Origin of the sequence: Paenibacillus amylolyticus, from assembly GCF_001570725.1 — a bacterium.
Classification (GTDB): Bacteria; Bacillota; Bacilli; order Paenibacillales; family Paenibacillaceae; genus Paenibacillus; species Paenibacillus amylolyticus_A.
The window spans coordinates 3,038,202-3,063,330 of the sequence record NZ_BCNV01000001.1; the positions used below are offsets into that span (position 1 = coordinate 3,038,202).

The following is a 25,129-nucleotide window of genomic DNA, read 5'->3' on the forward strand; positions in this document are numbered from 1 at the left end:
GCCTTGTATCGGACTCAGTCGTTATCCCCGTTTATCCGGTTCTCCCCATCTTGTAAACAGTTGATGTGGGATGCGCAAGCTATCAAGCACTTTCCCCACCAAAAACATAATCAACTCATCCATAGTCTGAGGTTTGTAATAAAAAGCAGGCATAGCCGGTATCATTCGTACACCAAGACGGGAGAGCTTCAGCATGTTCTCCAGATGGATTGCATGAAGAGGCGTCTCACGTGGTACGAGGATCAATGTTCTTCCCTCTTTCATCATAACATCGGCTGCGCGGGACATCAGATTATCCGAAGATCCCTGCGCGATGGAGGAAAGAGTTCCCATAGAACATGGCATAACAATCATGCCATCGGCCAGATAAGAACCACTTGCAATGGAGGCCCCTATATCACTCACAGGATGATAGATCAGAGAACCAGCACGGTTGCCGAATTTTTCTTCCAGCACCCCATCCCGATTCGTCACATCCCAGTCCATTTCTTCTTTCAGTACACGCCACCCTGCATTGGATATGACCAGATGAACGTTATATTCCAAATCAAGCAGCGTTTCAATTAATCGAATGCCATATATACTGCCACTCGCTCCGGTAATTCCGACAACCAGTCGTTTATTGTCCGGCTGCTGTACCATTTATTTCACCGCCAGATCAATCAAAGTGAACGTAAATACGATTAAACTAAGCAAACTGTTCATGGTAAAGAATGCCGTTTGAACACGACTCATATCATTAGGCGATACAATATAGTGTTGATAGAACAGAATACCGTACGTAACCAGCATGCCTGCGCCATACCACCAGCTCAGATCTGTCATCAACAATAACGCAAGAAAACCAATTGCAGTAATCACATGGAAGAACTTGGCGATCTGCAATGATTTAACCAGGCCAAAACGGGAAGGTATCGAATGAAGGCCTTCACCTTGGTCAAACTCCAGATCCTGACATGCATAGATAATATCAAAACCTGCTGTCCAGAACACAATCGTAACGTACAGGACAATCGCTGTCCAATCCATCGTACCCGTTACAGCTACCCAGCCACCAAGCGGTGCCAAACCAATTGTCATTCCGAGAACGACGTGGCATAGCCATGTGAAACGTTTGGTGTACGAATACAGTACCAGCATAAACACAGCAATAGGCAACAGCTGCATCGATAATACATTAAGATTGGATGAGGCCCAGAATAACAATATAAAAGAGATAATGACGAATATAACAACTTCCCCATTTTTCAACAGACCTGCAGGGATCGCTCTCATCGCGGTACGCGGATTTTTGCCATCAATCGCTTGGTCAATAATTCGGTTCAAACCGAAAGCCGCACTACGTGCGCCGACCATCGCAAGCAATACCCACATAATCTGCATCCAGCTTGGGAAAGTATCATTCACTACCATGGAGCCGAGAATGGCCCCCATAAATGCAAAGGGTAAAGCGAAAAGCGTGTGTTCAATCTTGATCATTTCTAAAAAGATGCGAATTTTCCTAAACATGCTGATTCTCCTTGGTTCCAATATGCAGTGCCGCGATACCTCCGGTCAGAGGGTAGGCCTGCACTTGTTGCAATCCAGTTTCTGCAAAAATGTCTGCCAGTTCCTTCCTTCCCGGAAAAATGGCCAAAGAATCCGGCAGCCATTTGTACTGCTCAAAACTTTTAGCGAACACTTTGGCAAGATTCGGTAAAACCTTCTCAAAATAAAAATAATAAATGCCCTTGAACGGTTGCCAGGTTGGCTTGGACAATTCCAGGCATACAACCATACCGCCCGGTTTTACTACACGTTTCATCTCAGACAACACCTGTCTGAGATCAGGTACATTGCGCAGCCCGAACCCGATCGTCACATAATCGAATGAATTGTCTTCAAAAGGAAGTGACATGGCATTTCCCTGTGTCAGGGTAATCTGCTTCTGACGCTGTACGGCATTGATCTTCGTTTGGCCAACTTCGAGCATGTTGCTGCTGAAATCAAGCCCATGCATGTGCCCCGTTTCACTTGCTTCTGCCATGGCGAGCGTCCAGTCACATGTGCCGCAGCACAAATCAAGACCGGTGTCGCCTTTGGACATATTCATCTTTTTCATGGTGAATTTGCGCCAAGCCTTATGCCTGCGGAAACTTAGAATATCATTCATGACATCATATTTTCCGGCTATACTCTGAAAAACCGAATGGACATATTCTTCTTTCGGTTTGCTCTCTCCGCTCCCCATTCGTCTGTCTCCCCCTCAATCTTCCCTTACTGCCGCATGTGAAGGCTGCAAATATGTTAAGTACGGCTCAAGAATTGCATGTATCTCATGCAAGCCCATCCGCCCTTCCTCGTCTTGCAACAACAGTTGAATGCGGTGTGTACATTCGCGAAGCTTGTCCAGCAGAACCTCGCCAACCCTATGCTTCAGCACCATAGCGTTCCATACACGTGCATCTGGTTCAGACTGACGCAGCACACTGCGCTCATCGTCATTACCGTACTCGTATATGTGCCAGTATGCATAGCTGTGAAGAAATTGTTGTTCGTCATTCATCCGCTTCAGTTCTTCCACGATCGTTTCGCAGGAGCTGAATTCGGTCAACAGGCTGTTCCATAAGGACTCTTCCTTATCTTGAATCATGCCTGTAAATGAAAGAAACAGCTGCATCCTCAGCTGTACCGTTTCACGCAAGTATTCATCAGCCGAAACGAGAAGCTTCTTCATCCGTTCATACAGCGTCATCTTGCGTGCGTTCACTTCGGATACAGCAGCACTGAGTTTGCCAATCATTTCAATTTTGCCTGCATGGGCAAGCAATTGATAGAAACGGCTACTTAAATAATCTCCGGCGAGCACATTCAACTGGCGTGAACGCATCTCCTGCTCTCTTCGCTCACCGGAAATGGTATCGATTCGATCATGCGTATCCATGGCCAACTGAACGAGCGAAGTTGCAAGAGCATATAGCTCTTGATGCACCTTTTCGTCTGTGCGGCCCACAAAAACCTGCAACAGACGTGCCCGGCTATCCGGAAATGATGGGATTTCCGTATGTTGTCGAATCATGTCGTAATCCGTATATTTCTTTGCTAGTTGGGGTACGCGATATGAATTCATTCTCAGCCTCCGAGCCTTAACATTGTTAAACCATTTCTGCACTACAATCTTATATATTATAGCATATGTTGATCGGGCACGCACTGAATCCTGCTATTCTATTACCCTTGACTTGTCATTTCGAATTGCTTCTTCCAGAGTTCGGTCTCCATCAAATGAAACCAGTCCTTCAATTCATCCGAAAAGGCCGCACTTTTCCAGTTCCGTAATGTTTCAATCGCATACAGTGGCCATTCTCCACGCCGAATATCAGCAGCAAGCAACAGATGTCGTTTATGCATCCATTCATCTTCTGCCATCACACGTAGCAGCACCTGATCCACGTTGTCCAGACTCCGAAAGCCCAAATCCGCCACAGCTGCCATATTCTCATAGATTTCGGTGTAACTCGTAGCCGTGCCTTTAACCTTGAGATCCAGTCTCAAAATAGACTGTTTCCATTCCACTCTTGCAATGGGTGTAGATAGTTGCAGGGAGCTTAGCACGTCAACCAGGTTGTCATCCGTTAGCTGGACTGGATGATGTGTTGCAGAGACAGGTTGTACGTTTTCCCCGCCCCATGTACGCATATGTAAGGTTTGTATCGCAACAAGCAGAAAGACCGCCGCAACCGTTGCCAGGATTGAAGCAGTAACAATCATCCGCGGTTTCATATACGCCTCCCTGCCTTTACCTGTTAGTGTAGTCTGTCCGGTAAAGGCTCATACCTCATTGTACAATGAAAAAAAGCAGGCTATGCCTGCAATCTTCATTTGAGCGTATTCAACCTGTGCATTACTCCGATTCAATCTGACCATGCTTGGTAATCAGCGTGGCTTTGCCCCGGATTTTAATAGCTGAAGTATGGGTGGTAAATTGAGCAAACATCACTTCACCTTTGTCCAATTTCTCGGTGTGGTGAAAACGTGTATCCTGACCTCGGGTTAATCCGATCACCTGGACACCATTTTCCTCTGCCTTAATTACAATATAATCATTGCCGGTTGGATGATCCATCACGCATGTCCCCTTCTTTCGTTCGATAGCGTTAATGATGATTAAGATTGTTTCATTTGTCAACCAGCGCCTTATACGAATGAACCGCAAGAATAGGCTATCGTCGGGTCATACTACAGTTGTACAGCCACAGAAAGGAGAATCTGCATGAGATACACCCCTGCTGCACTTACAGACGAGCATATTCATCAGTTAAAAGAAATTGAACAGCATCTGTCTGCAGCTGCTGGCGAAGAACTGATTCTCGTTGCTTATGCCGGACAACCGGATGATCCTGAACACTCGGATAACCAGAAGAATCATCGTTAAAGGGCAAAAGAAAAGGCCGTGAACAAGTCACGGTCTTTTTGTCGACATATGGAATATGTAGAAATCTTATTTAATTCCGTCTTTGAGCGCTTTACCTGGTTTGAATGCAGGAATTTTGCTCGCAGGAATTTCGATTTCTTCACCTGTTTGCGGGTTGCGTCCTTTACGTGCAGAGCGCTCGCGAACTTCGAAGTTCCCAAAACCAACCAATTGTACTTTATCTCCGCTTTGAAGAGCCTCAGAGATTGCTTCGAATACGGCATCAACCGCTTTCGTTACATCTTTCTTGGACAATTCAGTCGCTTCGGATACGTGTGTAATCAAGTCTGATTTGTTCATTTGTTTTTCACCTCCTGTATCAATGTCCTGAATGTTATACTGTGTTTCCGTTTTATAGCGAAATATACGTTCATACGCAAAAAATCTACGTACATCTTGAGCGATGAACACAAATCTCCGCCTGCGGTCAACAGTCATTTTCGGCAGAATGTCGCCTGAAACCACGGGGATTTCAGACGCCGAACAAATTTCATACTAATACAGACAGCCCACAATTTCAAGTCCGGTTGCGGTTTAAGACGTAAAATGTAACTGCCAGAGCGAGCACGAGAACCCCACCTTTTACAATATCATGCGTGAAATACTGTACGTTCATCATTGTCAAACCGTTCACGAGAACACCAATTAGAACCGAACCGATGAAGGTTCCAATGACATTCGGTTTACCCGCGCCAAACACAGAGAAACCGACAAATACAGCGGCTACGGATTCCATTAACAACGGTGATCCCGCATCTATTTGACCAGAACCTACTTTGGAAGCATAGATGATACCACCGATTGCCGCAAACACTCCAGCGGCTACATAGGCGAGTGTACGCACCTTTTTCACCTTGATTCCGGACAGACGTGCCGCTTCTTCATTACCGCCCGTAATGTACATCTGGCGCCCGTATTTCGTATACGTCAAAAAGATATGCACACCTATTACTGCAATAAGTAGCAGAATAACTGATATCGGCATACCTAGCCATTTACCCTGCCCTATAAGCAGAAATGTCGGGTCCATCTCTCCCGCAGCTTTGCTTCCATCAGGGAATTGCATATGATTGTAAATGGTATATCCTTGCGCATACGTTTTGTGAATGCCGCCGATGATGTACATCGTGGCAAGGGTCGCCAGCAGATCCGGAATACGCAATTTTACGATCAGTAAAGCATTCAGTAAACCAATAACAGCCCCGATAATCAGTGGCACAATAATGACAATCGCTAGTGGCTGCTGATACCAAATCATTAACGAAGCAGTAACAACGGTGGTCAATGAGACCGTCGCCCCCACTGAGAGATCGAATCCATCAACTATGAGAGATAACGTAACACCAATCGCTACAAAGGTAACGATAGAGATCGAGCCCAAAATATCGGTCAAGTTACTGTACGTAAAGAAATAAGGCAATTTAATGCCGAAAAATGCGATAACACCTATGATAACAATAATCGCCCCATAACGGAACGCAAAATCCAGTGATTTATCCTTCATGATTGCACCTCTTGTCCACCGCTTGCATAGTATAGCAGCTGTTCTTGATTAGTCTCGCCCCGTTTGAACTCTTTAACGATAACACCTTCGCACATAACAGCGATACGGTCACCGATCCCCATGCCTTCATCCAGTTCACAGGTGAAATAGATTACGCCCTTACCCGCCAAGGCCAGTTCATTAATGATGCGGAAAATGTCACTTTTCGCCCCAATGTCTACTCCCTTGGTTGGCTCATCAAATATAAATACATCCGCATCCGCATTAAGCCATTTGCCAATGGCCACCTTCTGCTGATTACCACCACTTAGATATTTCACTTCCTGTTTCACGGACGATGTCTTGATTCCGAGCTGTTTCACCAATGATTCCGCATTCTGACGCTCCCGCTTGCGGTTTACGAAACCTAATGTACTGAGGCGACTAAGCAAAGGCAGGCTTAAATTCCGTTCCACGTTCTCCTGGATCAGAATTCCCTGTTTGCGTCGTTCCTCCGGTACAGAAACGATCCCCAGAGCCGCCGCATCCGCCGGCTGAGACAGGCGAAGGTTACGGTTGTTAAGCCGGATCTCGCCTCCCTCCAGTCGATCTGCGCCAATGAGCAAACGAGAGCTTTCTGTTTTCCCAGCCCCTACCAGACCCACGACAGCGAGGACTTCACCTCGGCGTACTGAGAGATCAACACCTTTGACCTTCACTCCACGACGTAGCCCACGCGCTTCCAATAGCAGCTCTCCCACAGGTGCTTCCGTCTTCGGGAACTCTTCTTCAAACGGCTTGCCCAACATCTGTGTGACCAGGTCGTTAATAGTCAGTCCTTTCGCTTCACCGGTAAATACATGTTGCCCATCTCTCATAACCGTAACGCGATCACAGTGACCCGTCACTTCAGCAAGGCGGTGGGTAATGAAAATACAAGCTACACCCCGCTCCTTCAGCAGATGAACAATGCGGAAAAATGCATCCGTTTCTTCCTGACTGAGCGGTGCAGTAGGTTCGTCAAAAATGATGACCTTGGCATCCTGAATCAAAATCCGTGCCAGCAATATCATCTGTTTCTCTGCAAGTGTCAGATAGGCTACTTTTTGGTGAACCGATATGTCTGCTCCTAATTGCTTCAGTGCTTCAACCGCACGCTGTTGCAGCTTCCGCGGACTCTTCCACCAGCCTCCAGCAGATGAAGCCAACTGATCCAGCATAATGTTCTCCGCAGCCGTCAGCTGTGGCACCAGTGCCGCATCCACTTCCTGATACACACAGTGAATCCCACTTGCCTTCGCGTCTCCCGGGGAACTCAAGTGAAGCGCTTGTCCACTCAACTGAATCGTACCCTGATCCAATTGATAGGCACCGGACAGAATTTTCATTAACGTGCTCTTACCGGCACCATTGGCACCCAGCAGCGCATGAATCTCCCCGCCTTTTACAGAGAAATCCACATCCTTCAATGCAGGAATGCCTGAAAACTGCTTGTGGATATGTTCCATTTGAAGCAGAGTTGGTGCAGTGCTCATGATGTTAACCTCCAATCGTTCCCTTCCGGGAGCATCCCTTTTCTCATCCATATCTCACGTGTCTTTATTATGGTTGGAAAAAGCGCGCCTTGCGGCGCGCTTCCCTTACGCTGCTTATTTAGCAGTAATACCGTATTCGCTCATCCAATCCTTGATTCCTTGTGTACTGCCTCCCCAACCTTCCACGAACTCCGACAGCTCTGAAGTGGAGATTTGTTTATCCGGCAAAGCTTCACGTTGAACATAGACCGGGTTAAGCACTACTGCATCTTCCGTCTCATCCCCGTTCAGTTTCTGATAAGCATAACGAACTTGTACACGTCCGATGTCTGTAGGATCAACCGCAGCGGAAGCAACCCAAGGGTTTTTCGGGTCCTGAATCATTTGCAGATCCTCATCACTCATATCAATACCATACACTTTGATCTCGTCACGTCCGGCTTGTTGAATGGCACGTGCTGCACCTTTGGCGAACTCATCCCATGCAGCCCATACAGCTGTAATTTCACCTTTTGGATATTGCTTGAGAATAGCCTCCATTTTGGCTTGAGTATCCAGCGCCGGGTTCTGTGCAGAACCAAATGTCGCTATTTCCTTGATGTCCGGATTTGCTTTCAAGAATTCACCATATGCGATCTGACGGCGTTCCATCGGCGCGAAACCAGCTACCCATACTTTAACGATGTTGCCTTGTCCATTAATATCTTTTTTCATTTGCTCCAGCGTGAGCTCAGCCATCTTCTGGTCATCCTGCGACAGGACTGTTGCTCCCGGAACACTAATGGCTGCGTCGAACACAACCACTGGAATGTTCTGTTCTACTGCCTTCTTCACACCTGGCTCCAGCAGGGAATCCCCGTGATCCGTCAGAATGGCATCGAATTTCTGATTAATTGCGCTATCGAGCAAGGATACCATTTTCGCTTTATCATTATCGGCAACAAATGTAGTCAGTTCTCCACCGAATTTTTCGATTTCTTCTTTGACACCTTGTACATATTGCTGCGAGAAAGTACCTGTATTGAATTCCATAATAAGTGCGACACGTTTGCCGCTCAGAGGGCCTGTGACTGCTTCCGTTTTCGGTGTATCATCAGATGCACCCGAAGCCGGAGTTGCTGCCGGTTCTTTTTTGATTCCGCAAGCGGACAGCGCCAATGTAAATACTAATAGCACACTCAACCATACCCATTTTGTCTCTTTTCTTTTCATCTCTGTTTCCCCCTGTTCCACTCTCTGTGATCTCGATCACAATAGTTGAATATTAATATAACGGCTAATCCCTAGTATGTAAATGGGTTTTAGTAATTTAAAGCTAAAACTCGCTAAGTTTTTTCGAAAGTTACATTCTTCCTATCCATTTCATCCAAAATCAAGAAATCAAACTAAAAAAGACCGCGAGGGGATGCCCCCTTACGGTCTTTTGATGTCTTACAGAATGATAGCGATCAAGCCACCCGAACCTTCGTTAATGATTCTTCCCAGCGTCTCTTGCAACTTGTATCTTGCATTATCCGGCATCATGGCAATCTTGCCCTGAATACCTTCTCGCACGATAGAGTGCAACGAACGACCGAACATGTCTGAATCCCATACCTTGATCGGATCGTTCTCGAAATCCTGCATCAGGTATCTCACCAGTTCCTCACTTTGTTTCTCCGTGCCAATGATTGGAGCGAACTCCGATTCCACATCAACCCGGATCATGTGAATGGACGGTGCCGTTGCTTTCAAGCGTACGCCAAATTTGGTCCCCTGACGAATGAGCTCAGGTTCATCCAGAGCCATCTCGGCAAGAGATGGAGCAGCGATGCCGTATCCGGTCGTTTTGACCATCTCCAGCGCTTCTGCGAAGCGGTCATATTCTCTCTTCGCATGCGAGAACTCCTGCATTAATTGCAGCAGATGATCCTTGCCACGAATTTCAATTCCGACCACTTCCACGAGAATCTGATCATACAATTCATCTGGCGCATACAGGTCAATTTCGGCTACACCCTGCCCCATATTCATGCCACTCAGGCCTGCGCGATCAATGAATTCATATTCCATGAACTGAGCAACAACTCGATCCACGTCGCGAAGTCTGCGAATATCCTTAACGGTATCCCGTACGGAATTTTCATAGTTGCTGCGCAGCCAGTGAGTCTCGTTCAGTACCATAACCCAGCTCGGCAAGTTTACATTCACTTCATGCACAGGGAACTCATAGAGCACTTCACGAAGTACACCTGTCACATCATCTTCCGTCATGGTCGCTGCACTGAGTGTCATCACCGGAATGTCGTATTTGGCAGCAAGCTCACTACGTAATTGCAGGGCTTCTTCACTGCGAGGACGAGTCGAGTTGATGACCAGGACAAACGGTTTACCCACTTCTTTCAGTTCCGCAATAACTCGTTCTTCGGATTCCACATAGGAACTACGGGCAATTTCGGCGATCGTGCCGTCTGTTGTAACCACCACACCCAGTGTAGAATGCTCCTGAATGACTTTGCGAGTACCAATCTCAGCAGCTTCCTGGAACGGAATCGGCTCCTCGAACCAAGGCGTGGAGATCATCCGTGGACCATTCTCATCCTCGTATCCCTTGGCTCCTTCCACCGCGTAACCTACACAATCCACCAGGCGAACATTGACATCGAGTCCTTCTGCCACCTTGATTTGGACTGCGTTATTCGGTACGAATTTCGGTTCTGTGGTCATGATGGTCTTACCTGCTGCACTCTGTGGAAGTTCATCCACCGCCCGACCACGATCTGCCTCGTTTGTGATGTTTGGTAATACAATGGTTTCCATGAATCGTTTGATAAATGTTGATTTTCCCGTCCGGACTGCGCCGACAACCCCGAGATAAATATCCCCTCCGGTCCGCTCAGCTATGTCCTTAAAAATGTCCACTTTCTCCAATGAAATCCCCTCCCTAAATTACTCCGAAGGAAAAATGCTAAAGAGCATCCGCTTCGTTTTTTCAATCAGAAGACTGAAATCCCTGCAACGGTAGAGCCGCCTTTGTGAGTGCCCGGAAGTCGTCCGCCGCCGAACGTTGCATTCTGATGAAACCGGCGAGAGCGGCGTTAACTCGTACATGCAATTGGACTAGTATCATCTTATGTATCCGTATGCGGCAATATGACGCGTATTTTTGTTTTTTTATCTTATGGTGATGACATTAGGAGAATCCCCCGATCTCGGACTGCGCGTCTTTATTTCAATCTACTTTATGTGATCCATGAAGCTTTTATGACTGTTACTGCTCATCATTTTAGAATAAAAAAGAGATATCCCTTGTTTGGGATATCTCTTTTTAAAGCATTAGAGCCATGGTGGTCATACAGATAGATCATTTAAATTGCAATCATGCTTATTTTATTGGCAGTGCAACAGGGGCATTATTTTTCCAAGCGTAAGGAACCGATTTAACAGGTACGAAGTAGGAGTGTTCCAACAGAAGATCGCGAACATCATCATTCTCCGCCGGAGACACGTCAGACTTTTCCACCGCCTGCATAATGTCAAAAGCATAATCCACATATACCTTGCCTTCGTCATCCATCATAAAAGGTATCGCCTGACCCGAATATACACTATTCAGCGTAATGGAAGGAGTACCTGCCTGAGCAGCCTGCTCCATATCCACAGCATATAACCCCGGATACAGTTCTTCCCCGCTTGGCAGCTTATTGTCATGTACGGACTTATATTGATTAACCATTCGTTGCACATCGTTTACTTTCTGTACGGTCAGAAGATCCATCACTTTAACGGTCGGATTCACTTCTTCGTCCTGAATAAGGAAGTAAGCGCTCCCACCACTTTCAAAAGCAGTCCCCGGTATTTCATCCAGATACCCCAGTTGTTTCAACTTGGGCAAATCCACTCTGAACTTTTCATATTTTGGCGTAGTCATATCTGCATTGATGATTGGCAAAATCCCCTCATCTTGCTGGAATGTCTCTATCGCACTCTGGATACGACTCACACTTTCCCGATAGGCGATCTTGGGGTCCGAATTGCTCTGGGATGGATACATACAACCACTTGCTGTAAAAGCAAACAACAGGAATAACAGCAGACCGCCCATCTGATGCATATGACGCTGCCGTCCGCTCCCTTCAACACAATTTGGCTTGTTCCTAATCATCCGTATCCTCCTTGAATAACTCATTAGAGAATCAATTTCATAATGCTCAGAACCAGTCGTCTTCCTGTTGCTGACGTTCCAGTTGTTTCCGAATGGCTGCCTTCAGCGGGTCCTCAGGAACATGAACCGATAGAGATCCACACACCTTGGCCTGACAGGACAGTCGTGTACCTGCTTCCAACAGTGAACCCAGCTTACGCTTTTCTGCATCAGTTGGTGGGTACAGTTCCGCCCGATGTTCTTCGTCCACGTTCACTTTGCACATCAGGCAAGCCGCTTTACCATCACAACGGGTCGTTATTTTGACTCCGGCACGTCGTGCTGCATGCAGAAGTGTTGCACCTGGTTTGAGCGTTATCGATTTGTTCATAGGTAAAAAAGTAACTTTATAGTCCATTATTTTCCTCCCTCAACCTACTGGGGCCATGCAAAGCCAACGAGCTCTTCCACTTCGGCTCTGAAGCGGCTTGTCCATACATTCTGTTGACTTAACAGTGTCATTATAGGTTGATGTGCATGTGGTTGCTCACGCATCTGTTTAGCAATGGGTACATACCGATCTTCACGACCTCGCAGCAGATTAAACAACAACTCATGCGCAAGTGGCATTAGTCGCAGGGTATACGAACCCAATTGTGCTGCTGGTGCATGCGGAGCAAGTACATGTTCAATCTCGATACGGTACCAGCTTTTGCGAGCCCAGATTTCGAAACCACCAACCAGTTCCAGCGCACATGCACCAACCTGATAGTGGCTCAGTAGAGAAGCGTAAGGTCCTGTCTTATCCACTGTAGGCTCGTCAAGCATTTCCCCCGGAGCGAATCGGTGAAGTTCCTTAGCAGCAGCAACATCCGCATAGATATCAATATCTCTGGGAGCCTGTTGCAACTCCACCCCCTGAAGCAACAACCCACAGCTTCCTCCAAGCAACCATGTGTGTGGCTGTGTGTTCCAGGCTTTGGCCGTTTCCAGCAAAGCCGCGTGTAATTCCGGATAACGCTCTGTCCGACCCTCCGTATCATGCGGCCCCATAGGCTCACACTCCCCTCATCCGTGTTCATTGTGTCAGTTCTTATGATGTGCTTATGCGGATGTTATCCTTCAGGCATAGGAAATCAGGTCAGAGATGCGATTCCACCGAAAAAACCAATCAGCATAATCAAAAATGCAATCAAAGAAAGAATCCCCCGTACAATGCCTTTTGTTTTGGCACGAGCAAACGTAATCAAGAATACAGATAGTCCCATAATGAGGATGGCGACCAATGACAGCCACATCTTGTCCATTGCGCTCATAATCCAGCAGTCTCCCCTTCAGTCCGATATTCATCACTGACACTGTGACAATTGCAACCATTATAACATGAAATTCAGCTTAACTTTCCAAAAAAAAGACAAAAAAGCAAGCCGGCAGAAGCCGACTCGTCTTTTTGTCTTACTGGATCACCTGCACAAGCAGGCGTGATCTATTATTTTTTCATCATCATTTTCATTAACGATTCCATACTGCTCGGATTCAATCCGCTTTTCTTGACCGCACTCACAATATCCTTAACCGTATCCTCAGATACCGGAACTTTCGCCATGGCGGATACTTGTTTGATCAATTGGCGCAACTGAGCTTCATTCTGAATCGTCGTTGGTTTCACCGTGCTTGCCAATTTCTTGACGGCACCTTCTGTTATCGTTTTACCCGTTTTCTTGTTGATTGCATTCAGCGCATCTTTGGAAATGTTGTTACCCATTCGTCTCCCCTCCTCCGGCAATACTCATGTGTATAGTATGAGTCCGCGGCAGAAAAGGTGAATAAGCTTCTTATTTCACAAGGTGCGTTTAGGATGAGTACAATCAGGAATGCCATTGCTCCCAGGTTTCAAGCTTCATGACTTCCATTTCAGTCTTCGGGTCACGTCCCATCAAGGCTTCAACCGCATCTCGCGGCTGTCTCTCCTGGAATAAAACGTGATACAACTGATCCGCAATCGGCATTTGCACACCGTATTTTTGTGAGATGAAATAGGCAGCTTGCGTGGTTCGAATGCCCTCCACCACCATGCCCATGGACTTCAGGACATCATCCAGCTTCTGTCCTTGGCCTAGCATGGAGCCTGCTCTCCAGTTCCGGCTGTGCTGACTTGTAGCCGTTACAACCAAATCTCCGATTCCGGCAAGTCCCGAAAACGTTAACGGATTTGCGCCCATCTCTACACCAATACGTGTGATCTCTGCCAAACCGCGAGTTAACAACGCTGCTTTGGCATTATCACCGAATTGAAGACCATCGGACATGCCTGCACCAAGAGCAATGATGTTTTTAAATGCGCCTGCCAGTTCAACACCAAGCATGTCCCGATTCGTGTACACACGGAAATAGGCATTCATAAACAAAGCCTGGGCCGCCTCGGCAGATGCCTTATCCAGTGAGGCCACAACAACTGTCGTTGGACAGCGCTTCACCACTTCTTCCGCATGGCTTGGGCCAGAAAGTACAACAACACGTCCTTCTTCACATTCCAGCTCTTCTGAAATGACTGTGGACATGCGTTTCAGGCTTTCTGTCTCAAAACCTTTGGTTGCATGAATGATTAACATCTCAGGCTTATAATAAGCCTTAAGCTGATTCGTAACTGCACGCATGGCTGAAGAAGGCGCAACAATTAACACAGCTATAGCGCCTTCCACTGCAGCTTCCATATCATTGGTTGCCTGAATCCGAGGAGAAAGCTCCGCATCCGGAAGATAGCGAGTATTGGTGTGCTTGCTATTGATTTCCGTAGCCTGATCTTCACCACGTGTCCACATCATCACGTCCAAGTTATTGGCGGCGAGTACACTGGCCAGAGCCGTTCCCCAGCTCCCAGCGACCAGAACAGCAACTTTTTTAGACAACTCGTTTACCCCCTCCAGGGTTTTTCGATCCCAATTTATTTTCCTGTCCTTTGGCGAGCTTCGCAATATTGGTACGATGTCTCCAGAACGCAAACAGACAAATAATCAGACTCCCCCAGAAGATATTCATTGAATATCCGGGTAATACCAAAATAAAGATGGGTGTAAATGCTACAAAAATTAGAGACCCCAATGAAACATATCGTGTCAATACAATAGACAGAATGGCGATCACCCCAGCACATAACGCAGGCAGGAAAGCAAGGCTTACCAGAACACCAATGGCAGTCGCAATTCCTTTTCCTCCACGAAAATGGAAGTAAAGCGGCCAGTTATGTCCTGCAATGGCTGCTATACCACTGAGTGCAGGAATCCAGGCAGAACCGTCGCCCAGCCAGATTCCAATCCATACAGCTGCAACACCCTTAAGTACATCAAGCAGCAGAACAGCAATTGCCGGTCCTTTACCCAAAATACGCAACGTATTGGTAGCTCCTGCGTTTCCGCTTCCGTGCTGACGAATATCGATCCCCCGTATCGCTTTTGCAAGGAGGACACTAAAGCTGATTGAACCGAGCAGATAACTCAGTACAATCGCTGCGATTTGTAGAATCACACACTTCTCCCCTAACTTTCGTCGGACTTCTTCCGAGTAAATATTCGAATTGGTGTTCCTTCGAAATCAAACGCTGCACGGATTTTATTCTCCAAATAGCGCTCATATGAGAAGTGCATCAATTCCGGATCGTTCACAAAAACAACCATGGTCGGCGGCTTAACAGCAACCTGAGTCACATAGTTAATTCTCATTCTCCGTCCTTTATCCGTTGGCGGAGGGTTAATAGCCACTGCATCCGATACCACATCGTTAAGTAGATGCGTTTGTACACGTAACGAGTGTTGCTCCGCTACATGTTTTACAACTGGCAACAGTTTTTGTAAGCGTTGTTTTGTGAGGGCTGACAAAAATACGACCGGAGCATAAGTCATAAACAGGAAGTGATCCCGAATTTTTTTCTCAAACTCTTTCATCGTCTTGTCATGCTTCTCTACCACGTCCCATTTGTTTACGACAAACAAAGACGCTTTACCAGCTTCGAATGCATAACCCGCAATATGCTTGTCCTGTTCAATAATGCCTTCTTCACCATTAATGACAATCAGCACAACATCTGCACGCTCAATCGCACGCATGGCACGCATTACACTGTATTTCTCCGTTGTTTCATATACTTTACCACGCTTACGCATACCTGCTGTATCAATCAGCACGTAACGTTGGCCGTCTTTTTCAAAAGGTGTATCAATCGCATCCCGAGTCGTTCCAGCCACGTCACTGACAATGACACGCTCTTCACCCAGAATCGCGTTAACCAGTGAAGATTTACCCACGTTCGGTCGTCCGATCAGAGCTACACGAATGACATCCTCATCGTAAGTCTCTTCCTCAAGTTCAGGCAATTTTTCCACAATCGCATCAAGCAAATCACCTACACCTGTACCGTGACTTCCGGATACGCCGATGGGATCACCGAAGCCGAATCCATAAAACTCATAAATGAGTTCACTTCGTCCGATATTATCCACTTTGTTAACGGCTACAACAATAGGCTTGCCTGAGCGGTACAACATCTCTGCGACTTCTTCATCCGATTGCGTAATACCTGCTTTTGCATCACACATGAATACAATAACATCCGCTTCTTCAATAGCGAGCTCAGCTTGCATCCGGATTGATTTTAAGATGACATCCTCACCATCAATTTCGATACCACCTGTATCAATAATACTGAATGGTTTACCGTTCCATTCGCCGATTCCGTAGATCCGGTCACGGGTAATGCCCGGCTTGTCTTCCACAATGGCCAGTCTGTCGCCGATGATCCGATTGAAAATGGTGGATTTACCCACGTTCGGTCGTCCGACAATTGCCACAACGGGTCTTGCCATACATTCCACTCCTCCTGTCCATACTTACGATACTCATCATAGCAAAAAAGATATGTCTTGGCTAACGTTTCATGCCAAAATACTCGCAATAAAAACAATCGGCGAACCCGCCTGGGGCTCGCCGATCTTGCTTTTATTATTCAGCAAAATATGCAGTATATAACTAAGAACCATGCATTGTTAACTTATTTGAATTTGCTGAGTTTGTCACCAAACAGTTCGCCGAGCGTAGTGCTCATACCTTGATTGTTCAAGGAAACGTTTGGATTGTTGATTTCTTCACGTGGAGCATTGTTTCTTGCAGGTCTTTCTGATTTTTGTGGTTGAGCTGGAGCTTCTTCTGTTTCTTTGATGCTCAAGCTTACACGTTGCTCAGAAGGGTTCATGTCCAAGATTTTAACTTGAACTTCCTGTCCTTCTTTCAGCACTTCATGAGGAGTGCCGATGTGTTTGTGGGAGATTTGCGAAATATGCACAAGTCCCTCAACTCCAGGAGCGATTTCAACAAATGCACCGAAGTCTACCAGACGTTTTACAACACCTGTTACGATATCGCTGGAATTGAATTTTTCGCTTGCTGTTTCCCAAGGACCTGGTTGAACAGCTTTCATGCTCAGGCTGATTTTGCCTTTTTCAGGGTCAACTTTCAGCACTTTCACACTAACTTTATCACCTTCAGACAGTACGTCGGATGGTTTTTCAACGTGTGTCCAAGCCAGCTCGGATACGTGAACCAAACCGTCAACTCCGCCCACATCAACGAATGCACCGAATTGAGTCAAACGTTGTACTGTACCTTCGATGACTTGACCTTCTTGCAAACCAGCCATAACAGTAGCTTTGTTTGCTTCGAATTCTTGCTCCAGTACGTCTTTTTGGGAAAGGATCACTTTGTTGTTCTCACGGTCGATCTCTTTCACTTTAACACGCAGTGTGCGTCCTTTGTAGTCGCTGAAGTCTTCAACGAAATGGCGTTCAACCATGGAAGCCGGGATAAATCCACGCACGCCCACGTCTGCTACCAGACCGCCTTTAACAACGTCACCTACAACAACTTCGAATACGTCTTGGTCTTCAAAATGCTTTTGCAATTGATCCCATGCGTTTTCGCTGTCGATTGCACGTTTGGACAGAACGAGTTTTTCTTTCTCGTCGTCGATGCTAAGAACTTTAGCTTCAACTTCTTGTCCAACTTCTACTGCATCAGACGCGCTGTCAACATGCAATGAAGACAGTTCACGAATTGGAATGACACCGTCATATTTATATCCAATGCTCACATAGGCTTGGTTATCTTCCAATTTGACGATGGTTCCTTTTACGGTATCTCCTTTTTTCAAGGAAACGAATTGATCCAACTCATCTTGGGTTGCTTCTTGATTTTTCATTTCTTCCGACATGTCAAATACCCTCCTCAATTCAAAAACCCCATTATATTCAAACCTGCCTGTAGCAGAGTTCAAAACACTTTCATCACTGAGCACTACCACTTAGTCTCCCTCAAAAATATGGAAACATGCACTCAGCTACTGACGAAGCCATTACTTGCTTGGCACGCCCGTTTGCACCATTTCGTTAATCTTGGACATAATCTTCTCAGTCGCTTTCTCCAGAGCTTCTCCGGATGGGTCTTCCTTGAACTCGTCCAAACTTACCGGTGCTCCGTATACAACTTTCATCTTACGAAAAACCTTGTAGTTACCGATAATAGCAGTAGGAATAACAGTAGCGCCACTGCGGAGAGCAAAACTCGCTGCCCCTTTTTTGCCGATACCTCCATCATTGTGACGGCTTCCCGAGGGGAAAATTCCGAGCACTTCACCATCACGCAAAATATTGAGTGAGGTTTTAATGGATTCCTTGCTGACACCTCCACGTTTAACGGGGAAAGCGCCCACGGCTTTAATAATTCGGCCGAGTACCGGAATTTCAAACAACTCGCTTTTGGCCATGAAGCGCACCTGACGGCGAATTTTGATACCCACAGTTGGAGGATCGAAGTTACTAATATGATTGGAACATAAAAGTACGCCGCCTTCTTTCGGAATATTCTCCCGTCCAACGGCCTCCAAGCGGAAAAGAATGGTGTAAATGATCCGCAGTAATGTGCTGCAAAATGTGTAAATCATAGACCGATCTCTCCTCTGACCATTGTGCAATAAGATACGATTTTGTCAACCACTTCATGGATGTTCATCTTAGTTGTATCAAGAACGATAGCATCCTCAGCACAACGAAGCGGGGAAATTTCCCGACTCTCATCCAATTTGTCGCGGGTGGCAATGTCTCGCTCCAGTTGTTGCAACGTCAGTCCTTCAGAGGGGTCCAGTTCTTTGAAGCGGCGAAGCGCACGCTCTTCCACACTGGCAGTCATGAAGATTTTCACTTCCGCATCGGGCAGTACTGTCGTTCCGATATCGCGTCCATCCATGACGACGCCCTTGCGCAAAGCCATTTGCCGCTGAGTATCCACTAATTGCGTACGCAGCCCCTCGATTTGCGCATATCGGGACACGATTCCCGTCACTTCACGGGAGCGGATTTCCGAGGTTACTTCTTCCCCATTACAGAACACTTTCTGTCCGTCGGGATCCGGTTGTAAATCAATGACCAGCTTTTGGGCTTCCTGAAGTACCTGTGTCACATCTTCCGGTGTAATACCTTTCCGAAGCATATGCAAGGTTACCGCACGGTACATTGCGCCTGTGTCGACGTAGACATACGCGAGCGCCTCTGCAACCAATCGGGCCACCGTGCTTTTCCCGGCACCGGCAGGTCCGTCAATTGCAACGTTCATTTTCCCGTTCTCTGATGTGTTCTGGCTTGCCAACGGGGCATTCCTCCTCAAACGATAAACCTCAATAAAAAAACAGGCATTGCCTGCATCGTGAAAATTATACCACACTCTACACATGGATGCAAAAACAGACAAATCAACGGCGTTTGTGATCAATCATCGTTTGCACTTGAATTGGCGTTCCTTCCAGGCGATCAATCGTGGTCATATTCTTTTTGAAGCCAGGTACTAACAACAGCAATTGATACACCACAAGCAGGATTAGAAGGGATATGATCAGAATCATAACTCTCCGTTCCATTCGCCTGGAGAAAACATAGTAGAGTCGTTCATATCTGCGGGTTGCATGACGATGATTCATGACATATCCTCCGTTTTTTCCATTACGGTACCCGCAGTTTACTCTTTTTATGCCACAACATTCCTATTTCGTACGGTAGTCCAATTGACGTTCAAAACAGAACTTGATGATCTTCTGGCGTTCCGAATCTGAAATCTGTACAAATTTTAGCATGCACAGCAATCTGCCGGTTTCAAGTGTTTTGATCCGCACGACTTCGGCTTCAAAATTGACATGTTCAATTGTTGAATTACGATATGGAACAAGCAACCAGCATTTCAGCTTTTGACCTTCAGCGATTGAAAATCCTGCTTCGCCATAGATAGACAATCCACCGCCACCGATATCTTCAGTCAATCCGACGGCACGGGTCAGATCTTCACTCTGGATGGCCATTTCAAGGTTTGCGTGAACACGAAGAAAGCTGCGACGTTGTATTTTGGATATATCGCTTGGAAGCGGCTTTCGGATACGGACAAGACGGACCACATCCTCTTCAAATCCGGTGACATAAGTATTAAAATAATGCCGGACTCCATCCTCCGTAATATATGAAATGGACAATTCCTCGCCAAAAAAGAGCCTTTTCAGACGGCTGCTTCCTTGTTGCATCGGGACCTCAATCAGAAAACTACTGTCATCCATATCTGCAATGCGTGATTTGTACTCTTTGTTTTCCTCTTTTTCATCTGCCGAAGCGATCTGGATGTATAAAATTTCATTTATTTTAGGAAACAATTGGTTCACCGCCACTTTATGTATTTATCTTCGTATGTACAAGGACTATTATACCATGACCTTTCTCACATTGAACAAGAAAAAAAACAGACCACATCGTGGTCTGCCGTCGTTGTTTGTGCCATTGAACATTCAGAGATCTCCAGCTGTTATGAGGTTGCGTTGACCGGTTTGATCTCCTCAACCGCTTCTTCGATACCTGTATTCGCATTAATGTATATCCGGTAACGAGAACCGTTTATTTTCCCTCCGAATTCATAACACAGCACCTCTTTGCTGTAATCATTTTCAATGAGGGATTTGCGAACATAATTTTCTTCAAACTCCGAATTAAGCTTTTGCCGCGCCTGTTGCTCCGTTAGAGTTGCTTTTGGAACTTTGCGCTTGTCATTATGTTCGTAGACAAAATCACTTGCCTGGAAGCCGGTTACTTCGCCTGTATCCAATCCAACGCGGACTGACATTTTTTCAGGATAAATCAAAGTGTCCCCTTGCTTATGCACATAAGTAAGGTTACCCAGATTACCGTATTCATCGTAGTTTACAGCCTTCATATCCTTATAGCCTTTATTCGTTAGAAATTGATCTGCTTTAGCCATGGCATCCTGACGTGATACCTTTTTGGTTCCAATCGGACGTGTATCACTGTAAGAGATCAGCATTCCGCCATTACGAGTGAAATCCATCATCAGTTTGCCATTCTTGGCATGATCAATCGTGGCCGTGTAGGACTCCCAGTCTGTTCCTTTGCCGTTCTCCTGCACTTGGATTTTGCTACTATCCGCATCAGAGAATTTCGCAGCCTTGCTCTGAATCTGATCTTTGGTCACCGGCAAGCCGTCCAATTTCTTAACTGAACGTTTTGCATAAATATTGGATACGGAAGGACCCCAATCAAGCTCCGGGTACTCCTGTACCTTTTTGTTAACGCTACGGAATCCATCGACGATTGTGTTGTCCATCGTTTGCTCTTGCGTTGCCATGGCGGTCTCCGCATCCATCCAGCGTAAACGGTCCGTGAGGACTTTCTGCTGTACATCCTGCAGATTCTTGGTAATCTCGGATGAATTCTGATACAGCTTTTTCAGGTTGCCCATTTCCTTCTCACTTAGCGGTTCGTTCGTCAAGTCACGCATCGACGCTCGATAAGCAAAGTTGGAAATACGGGAGAGAAATTCCTCTGTCTCATTAAATGGCAGCATGGTCAGGGGCAGCTGGTTGATCTCATTCTGCGCTTCACTGGTGAGTCGCCATACATTCATCAAACCTTTGCGATGCATCCCCTGTGATGTGGAGTGAACCGCCAAGGTGTTACCAATCTCCGAATGTAATTTGTCCATATGAAAAGATAAATCGTGAAAGGCACGCTGATATTGATTTTCTGCCTTGATCAGTATTGCATTCTTCTCCTGATTCTCCTGATAGCCCCATACGAGCGCACCGACCAGCAGGACCGCAAATATCGGAAACATAACTGAACTTAATCGTTTATACATCGGTAGAGTCTCCTTTCTTCTAAACCACTACCTCTATTGTGGATCGAAGAAAGATCTCTTATGCATGCGATTTCCAGTCCTTACACAAGCAGGCTGCTAAAATACCCTTTGGATCCTTCTTTTAATTCAACTGAACCCCGGTTGCCATGCCTTCCTCTTCGATTTCGAATTGGTCCCTGTTATCACAGAGGCACTGCTTGAATCCTGTCTCAATCCGGCCACGTTCTTTCTTGCCTCGTAATGTAAATCGTTCACCACATTGCTTACATCTGATTTTAATTTTGATTCTCATCACAACGATCCCCGTTTCTGTTGGTCATTTCCCGGGAGTTTTATCGCAAAAAATAAAAACACACCAGGGCCGCAGGCGCAATGTGCGCTTTATGTCCACCAGTGTGTCCGTATTTTTATAATTTAACCTCTTCCTCCCGCTTCACAAAACGAAAAGGAGAACGGTTATTAGCGCGTGTGATTTTACCCATTGCCCCATACCACAGGCCCGCCATTAGTGGCGCTATAAACCACAACCAATGATTTACCATGGTGTTCATGATGACATCGTACAATGCATGCCAGAAAAAAGGTAATACGAGAGAAAGAACCAGGTACCACCGCTTTTTCTTGCCACCGATAAACTTGGCTTTACCCATGTAATAACCCATGATTACCGCAAACATAGCGTGCCCTGAAACAGGGAGCAGTGCCCGGAGGAACATGGCTGAGACGGATGCATTCCCCGCAAAGGCATACAACACATTCTCAACTGTGGCAAATCCAAGTGAAACAGCAACTGCATATAAGATCCCATCATACGGCTCATCAAATTCGGTGTGATTATAGATGATATGATAAAGCACGAACCATTTGACGAATTCTTCCACACCACCTGAGATCAGAATGGCCTCAAGATAAGGATTATCCCCGAGCCACATCATCATGCCACGCTGAATAATCATCACAGGCAGTACCATCAGAATCCCCATGAGGAAAACCCGCAACACCATATGAAGTGGCTCATAATCATAACGGTCTTTCAGGTAAAAGTATGTTAACAAGGCGAGACCCGGGGCAACTGCTGCCGCTAAGACCGAAAACAAAAGCACCGAAATTCCCTCCTCTGACTAAAGACGCGATTACAATTAGAGATTAATCCTGGCGTTTGAAGTGGGTGCAGATAACATCAATCGCTTGTTCAGAAATAATAACCTTACCATACTCTTCCATAACTGCTGGAGTAACTGAAGAGCCTTCACCAAATTCAGCAAGCAAGGCGATCAATGCCGCATGTTTGGTGGAATCCACCTCATCTGGTTCCAAATGCAAGAACCACTTGTCTTTATAAGAATAAAGTCTCCCAGCATCCGTAACATGCTGACGCAACATATGTGCAGCTTCAATGAGCACTTCAAAGTCCTTGAACGCATAAACGATGGAATCGCTTTGCTCGAGTGTAACTTCCATTTCATATACTTCTTCAGGAAGATCATCTTCATGACCTGAACCATATTGTTGCGGATCATATTTTCCACGTGTGACAATGACAACCATCCCTTGAGCGGGAAGTGCGAATACTTCGACAGCAAGTGGACCAGTGGCATCAAATCCAAGTTCGGAATAGGCCTGATCCATCATTTCAGTGAACAGTTCATGAACCTTAGGTATTTCCTGCCACATATCTTCTTTTTGTATTCCGCGCTCGCTCAGATCGTCAAAGGTCAGGAAAATCCGTATCTTATCGTGACTTAGTCGTTCTATTTTCATACAGGATCTCCCCTTTATAAGCAAGTCTTATAACAGATTATGAAGCACAAAACAATATGTGCTGAAAATAAATCTATGTAGTTATGTTATCATTTTATACCTCTAAATGCACGAAGTAAAATCGACAAAAAAAGAATCATTCCACAGCAAATCAATACTGTGGATGATTCTAATTGGAGGTTTTGGTTTATAAACCCGGTACTGTTGTGTTTGTTTGAGTTAAAATCTGCTCAACTTCATGCTTCACATCCGGATTAGTGCGAATAAAATCCTTGAGCATGCTCATATTCGCTTCTTTTTCCTGCGGAGTAATTGTGCTTACGCTTTTTGCTGCTCGGTTTTTGTGTGATTCGCCATGTTGATTTTGCTTGCTGGTGAACCCATCCATACCCGGGAAAGTCATCTCCATCATCTTATGTTTTGCCTGATCCATCATGTTTCGTGATGAACCCGAAGACAACATGGGCATTTTGCCTTTGGACAGCCACGAACTGGCTGCAACGCCAATTACAATGCCCCAAAAAAAGGATGACGCCTTCATTACACCAACCTCCTTTAAGTGTTAAAATCACATGTAGTGTTTGCGGGAGCGAGCGATCTCATTCCGTATAAATACAGGAAAGCGAGTTGAAATCATGTTCAGACATACCGCCGCATTGATTATAGCTGCAAGTTTGCTGTTATCCGCCTGTGGGGCAGCGGAAGAAAAAACATCAGAAAATTCCGTACCAGCGAGTGAACCCACTACAACAATTCAAGAAGAGCAAATTGATTCTAACCCAACTGAATCAGGAGAACCCGGAACTGGTGTGACCGAACCTTCAACGAGCGATTCAACTGCGACAGAAGAAGAACCTGACCCTTCGGAGCAGATTTCTGTGGAAGAGAAAGTGGAACAAACGTATCACATGAATGAAAATTATTATATTAAACCGAATGATGAGACGAGCCCAAGCAAAGTGGTCTTGTTAACTTTTGATGATGGCCCCAAAGAAGAAAAAATGATTACTTCACTAATCGACACTTTAGATAAACATAACGCTAAAGCGATATTTTTCGTCAATGGATATCGGGTGAAAAGTCACCCGGAATTGCTCAAACTTATCCATGAACGGGGTCAGATTGTAGGCAATCATGCCTGGGATCATGAGGATCTTAAAAAAATGTCTAACGCTGAGGCGGCAAAACAGGTTACAGACGTCCAAAAAATAGTACAGGACACCATCGGGGAGGAACCGCAATTCTTCCGCCCGCCTTTTGGATCGGGTAATGATGCACTGAAGGCGACCGTGAAAAAAAATGGCATGTTATACATGACGTGGTCTAATGGTTCGCTTGATTGGGATAAAAGCACCAAAAACAAACCGGAAAAAGTCATTCAAAATGTACTGGACCAGTTAAATCCCGGAAGCAATATTTTGATGCACGAGTTGCCATGGACGGTTGAAGCATTGGATGAGTTGCTGACCAAGCTCGAAAAGAAAGGTTATTCCTTTGTCGATCCGCGTGCAATAGAATTGGAAGCTCGTTAGATTGTAATTTTG

At 45.9% G+C, this 25,129-nt stretch carries 31 protein-coding genes; 2 read left to right on the forward strand and 29 right to left on the reverse strand.

Annotation, left to right across the window (positions count from 1 at the left end; all coding sequences use genetic code 11):
- Positions 1-21: 21 nt before the first annotated feature.
- The 6 genes from PAHA3_RS13460 to mtrB all read right to left on the reverse strand — a co-directional run bounded on the left by PAHA3_RS13460 (position 22) and on the right by mtrB (position 4,105).
- The gene (locus PAHA3_RS13460) at positions 22-642 is read right to left on the reverse strand and encodes a UbiX family flavin prenyltransferase (RefSeq protein ID WP_062835192.1); all 621 of its coding nucleotides are present in this window, start codon (positions 640-642) and stop codon (positions 22-24) included.
- On the reverse strand, positions 643-1,509 hold the full coding sequence (locus PAHA3_RS13465) for a UbiA-like polyprenyltransferase (protein ID WP_062835193.1): 867 nt from the start codon (positions 1,507-1,509) through the stop codon (positions 643-645).
- Complete coding sequence (locus tag PAHA3_RS13470) at positions 1,502-2,230, reverse strand: demethylmenaquinone methyltransferase (RefSeq protein WP_062835194.1); 729 nt, start codon at positions 2,228-2,230, stop codon at positions 1,502-1,504. Before PAHA3_RS13470 ends, PAHA3_RS13465 begins: the two co-directional genes overlap by 8 nt.
- 15 nt (positions 2,231-2,245) lie before the next feature.
- On the reverse strand, positions 2,246-3,109 hold the full coding sequence (locus PAHA3_RS13475; RefSeq protein WP_062835195.1) for a heptaprenyl diphosphate synthase component 1: 864 nt from the start codon (positions 3,107-3,109) through the stop codon (positions 2,246-2,248).
- Positions 3,110-3,210: 101 nt separating this feature from the next.
- Positions 3,211-3,762, reverse strand: coding sequence for a hypothetical protein (locus PAHA3_RS13480; protein WP_062835196.1), 552 nt, complete (start codon positions 3,760-3,762; stop codon positions 3,211-3,213).
- Positions 3,763-3,883: 121 nt separating this feature from the next.
- Positions 3,884-4,105 carry a trp RNA-binding attenuation protein MtrB gene (gene mtrB / locus PAHA3_RS13485; protein ID WP_017687697.1) on the reverse strand — a complete coding sequence of 74 codons (222 nt, stop codon included), beginning with the start codon at positions 4,103-4,105 and terminating at the stop codon, positions 3,884-3,886.
- 147 nt (positions 4,106-4,252) lie between these two features.
- On the opposite strand from mtrB, the gene PAHA3_RS30455 reads away from it, so the two are divergent.
- Positions 4,253-4,414 (forward strand): hypothetical protein, encoded by a 162-nt coding sequence (locus PAHA3_RS30455; protein WP_167350886.1) that lies wholly within the window; start codon positions 4,253-4,255, stop codon positions 4,412-4,414.
- 66 nt (positions 4,415-4,480) lie between these two features.
- On the opposite strand, the gene PAHA3_RS13490 is transcribed toward PAHA3_RS30455, so the two are convergent.
- From PAHA3_RS13490 to PAHA3_RS13595, 23 genes are all read right to left on the reverse strand, one after another.
- Positions 4,481-4,753, reverse strand: coding sequence for an HU family DNA-binding protein (locus PAHA3_RS13490; protein WP_024630670.1), 273 nt, complete (start codon positions 4,751-4,753; stop codon positions 4,481-4,483).
- Positions 4,754-4,970: 217 nt separating this feature from the next.
- Positions 4,971-5,957: an ABC transporter permease gene (locus PAHA3_RS13495; protein ID WP_062835197.1), complete on the reverse strand. Its 987-nt coding sequence runs from the start codon at positions 5,955-5,957 to the stop codon at positions 4,971-4,973.
- Positions 5,954-7,471 carry a sugar ABC transporter ATP-binding protein gene (locus tag PAHA3_RS13500; protein WP_062835198.1) on the reverse strand — a complete coding sequence of 506 codons (1,518 nt, stop codon included), beginning with the start codon at positions 7,469-7,471 and terminating at the stop codon, positions 5,954-5,956. The genes PAHA3_RS13495 and PAHA3_RS13500 overlap by 4 nt, the downstream gene beginning before the upstream one ends.
- A 114-nt stretch (positions 7,472-7,585) precedes the next feature.
- A complete protein-coding gene (locus PAHA3_RS13505; RefSeq protein ID WP_062835199.1) occupies positions 7,586-8,683 on the reverse strand; it encodes a sugar ABC transporter substrate-binding protein in 1,098 nt (365 codons plus the stop codon).
- Positions 8,684-8,902: 219 nt separating this feature from the next.
- On the reverse strand, positions 8,903-10,381 hold the full coding sequence (gene spoIVA, locus PAHA3_RS13510) for a stage IV sporulation protein A (RefSeq protein ID WP_036607700.1): 1,479 nt from the start codon (positions 10,379-10,381) through the stop codon (positions 8,903-8,905).
- A 454-nt stretch (positions 10,382-10,835) separates the two neighbouring features.
- Positions 10,836-11,615, reverse strand: coding sequence for a hypothetical protein (locus PAHA3_RS13515; RefSeq protein ID WP_082762800.1), 780 nt, complete (start codon positions 11,613-11,615; stop codon positions 10,836-10,838).
- Between the two features lie 46 nt (positions 11,616-11,661).
- The gene (locus PAHA3_RS13520) at positions 11,662-12,012 is read right to left on the reverse strand and encodes a 2Fe-2S iron-sulfur cluster-binding protein (RefSeq protein ID WP_062835200.1); all 351 of its coding nucleotides are present in this window, start codon (positions 12,010-12,012) and stop codon (positions 11,662-11,664) included.
- Between the two features lie 17 nt (positions 12,013-12,029).
- Positions 12,030-12,647 (reverse strand): hypothetical protein, encoded by a 618-nt coding sequence (locus PAHA3_RS13525; protein WP_062835201.1) that lies wholly within the window; start codon positions 12,645-12,647, stop codon positions 12,030-12,032.
- Positions 12,648-12,730: 83 nt separating this feature from the next.
- The gene (locus PAHA3_RS13530; RefSeq protein WP_017687688.1) at positions 12,731-12,910 is read right to left on the reverse strand and encodes a DUF2768 family protein; all 180 of its coding nucleotides are present in this window, start codon (positions 12,908-12,910) and stop codon (positions 12,731-12,733) included.
- Positions 12,911-13,083: 173 nt separating this feature from the next.
- A complete protein-coding gene (locus PAHA3_RS13535; protein ID WP_017687687.1) occupies positions 13,084-13,359 on the reverse strand; it encodes a stage VI sporulation protein F in 276 nt (91 codons plus the stop codon).
- Positions 13,360-13,462: 103 nt separating this feature from the next.
- Positions 13,463-14,503: an NAD(P)H-dependent glycerol-3-phosphate dehydrogenase gene (locus PAHA3_RS13540; protein WP_062835202.1), complete on the reverse strand. Its 1,041-nt coding sequence runs from the start codon at positions 14,501-14,503 to the stop codon at positions 13,463-13,465.
- Positions 14,496-15,119 carry a glycerol-3-phosphate 1-O-acyltransferase PlsY gene (plsY, locus tag PAHA3_RS13545; RefSeq protein WP_062835203.1) on the reverse strand — a complete coding sequence of 208 codons (624 nt, stop codon included), beginning with the start codon at positions 15,117-15,119 and terminating at the stop codon, positions 14,496-14,498. The genes PAHA3_RS13540 and plsY overlap by 8 nt, the downstream gene beginning before the upstream one ends.
- An 11-nt stretch (positions 15,120-15,130) precedes the next feature.
- Positions 15,131-16,453: a ribosome biogenesis GTPase Der gene (gene der, locus PAHA3_RS13550; protein WP_062835204.1), complete on the reverse strand. Its 1,323-nt coding sequence runs from the start codon at positions 16,451-16,453 to the stop codon at positions 15,131-15,133.
- Between the two features lie 185 nt (positions 16,454-16,638).
- Positions 16,639-17,853 carry a 30S ribosomal protein S1 gene (gene rpsA, locus PAHA3_RS13555; RefSeq protein ID WP_062835205.1) on the reverse strand — a complete coding sequence of 405 codons (1,215 nt, stop codon included), beginning with the start codon at positions 17,851-17,853 and terminating at the stop codon, positions 16,639-16,641.
- 141 nt (positions 17,854-17,994) lie between these two features.
- On the reverse strand, positions 17,995-18,582 hold the full coding sequence (locus PAHA3_RS13560; RefSeq protein WP_062835206.1) for a lysophospholipid acyltransferase family protein: 588 nt from the start codon (positions 18,580-18,582) through the stop codon (positions 17,995-17,997).
- Positions 18,579-19,283, reverse strand: a complete 705-nt coding sequence (cmk, locus tag PAHA3_RS13565; protein WP_062835207.1) for a (d)CMP kinase — start codon at positions 19,281-19,283, stop codon at positions 18,579-18,581. Before cmk ends, PAHA3_RS13560 begins: the two co-directional genes overlap by 4 nt.
- Before the next feature lie 103 nt (positions 19,284-19,386).
- Positions 19,387-19,611, reverse strand: a complete 225-nt coding sequence (locus PAHA3_RS13570; protein WP_062835208.1) for a hypothetical protein — start codon at positions 19,609-19,611, stop codon at positions 19,387-19,389.
- Positions 19,612-19,674: 63 nt separating this feature from the next.
- Complete coding sequence (locus tag PAHA3_RS13575) at positions 19,675-20,328, reverse strand: flagellar brake protein (RefSeq protein ID WP_062835209.1); 654 nt, start codon at positions 20,326-20,328, stop codon at positions 19,675-19,677.
- 149 nt (positions 20,329-20,477) lie between these two features.
- Positions 20,478-21,824: a germination protein YpeB gene (gene ypeB / locus PAHA3_RS13580; protein ID WP_062835210.1), complete on the reverse strand. Its 1,347-nt coding sequence runs from the start codon at positions 21,822-21,824 to the stop codon at positions 20,478-20,480.
- A gap of 121 nt (positions 21,825-21,945) precedes the next feature.
- Positions 21,946-22,116, reverse strand: coding sequence for a hypothetical protein (locus PAHA3_RS30460; protein WP_167350887.1), 171 nt, complete (start codon positions 22,114-22,116; stop codon positions 21,946-21,948).
- 115 nt (positions 22,117-22,231) lie between these two features.
- A complete protein-coding gene (gene prsW / locus PAHA3_RS13585) occupies positions 22,232-22,927 on the reverse strand; it encodes a glutamic-type intramembrane protease PrsW (protein WP_062835211.1) in 696 nt (231 codons plus the stop codon).
- Positions 22,928-22,970: 43 nt separating this feature from the next.
- The gene (locus tag PAHA3_RS13590) at positions 22,971-23,585 is read right to left on the reverse strand and encodes a genetic competence negative regulator (RefSeq protein ID WP_062835212.1); all 615 of its coding nucleotides are present in this window, start codon (positions 23,583-23,585) and stop codon (positions 22,971-22,973) included.
- Between the two features lie 187 nt (positions 23,586-23,772).
- Positions 23,773-24,126 (reverse strand): hypothetical protein, encoded by a 354-nt coding sequence (locus tag PAHA3_RS13595; protein ID WP_062835213.1) that lies wholly within the window; start codon positions 24,124-24,126, stop codon positions 23,773-23,775.
- A gap of 94 nt (positions 24,127-24,220) precedes the next feature.
- Between PAHA3_RS13595 and PAHA3_RS13600 the strand changes: the two genes are divergently transcribed.
- Positions 24,221-25,117: a polysaccharide deacetylase family protein gene (locus PAHA3_RS13600; RefSeq protein WP_062835214.1), complete on the forward strand. Its 897-nt coding sequence runs from the start codon at positions 24,221-24,223 to the stop codon at positions 25,115-25,117.
- The last annotated feature ends 12 nt before the right edge of the window (positions 25,118-25,129 follow it).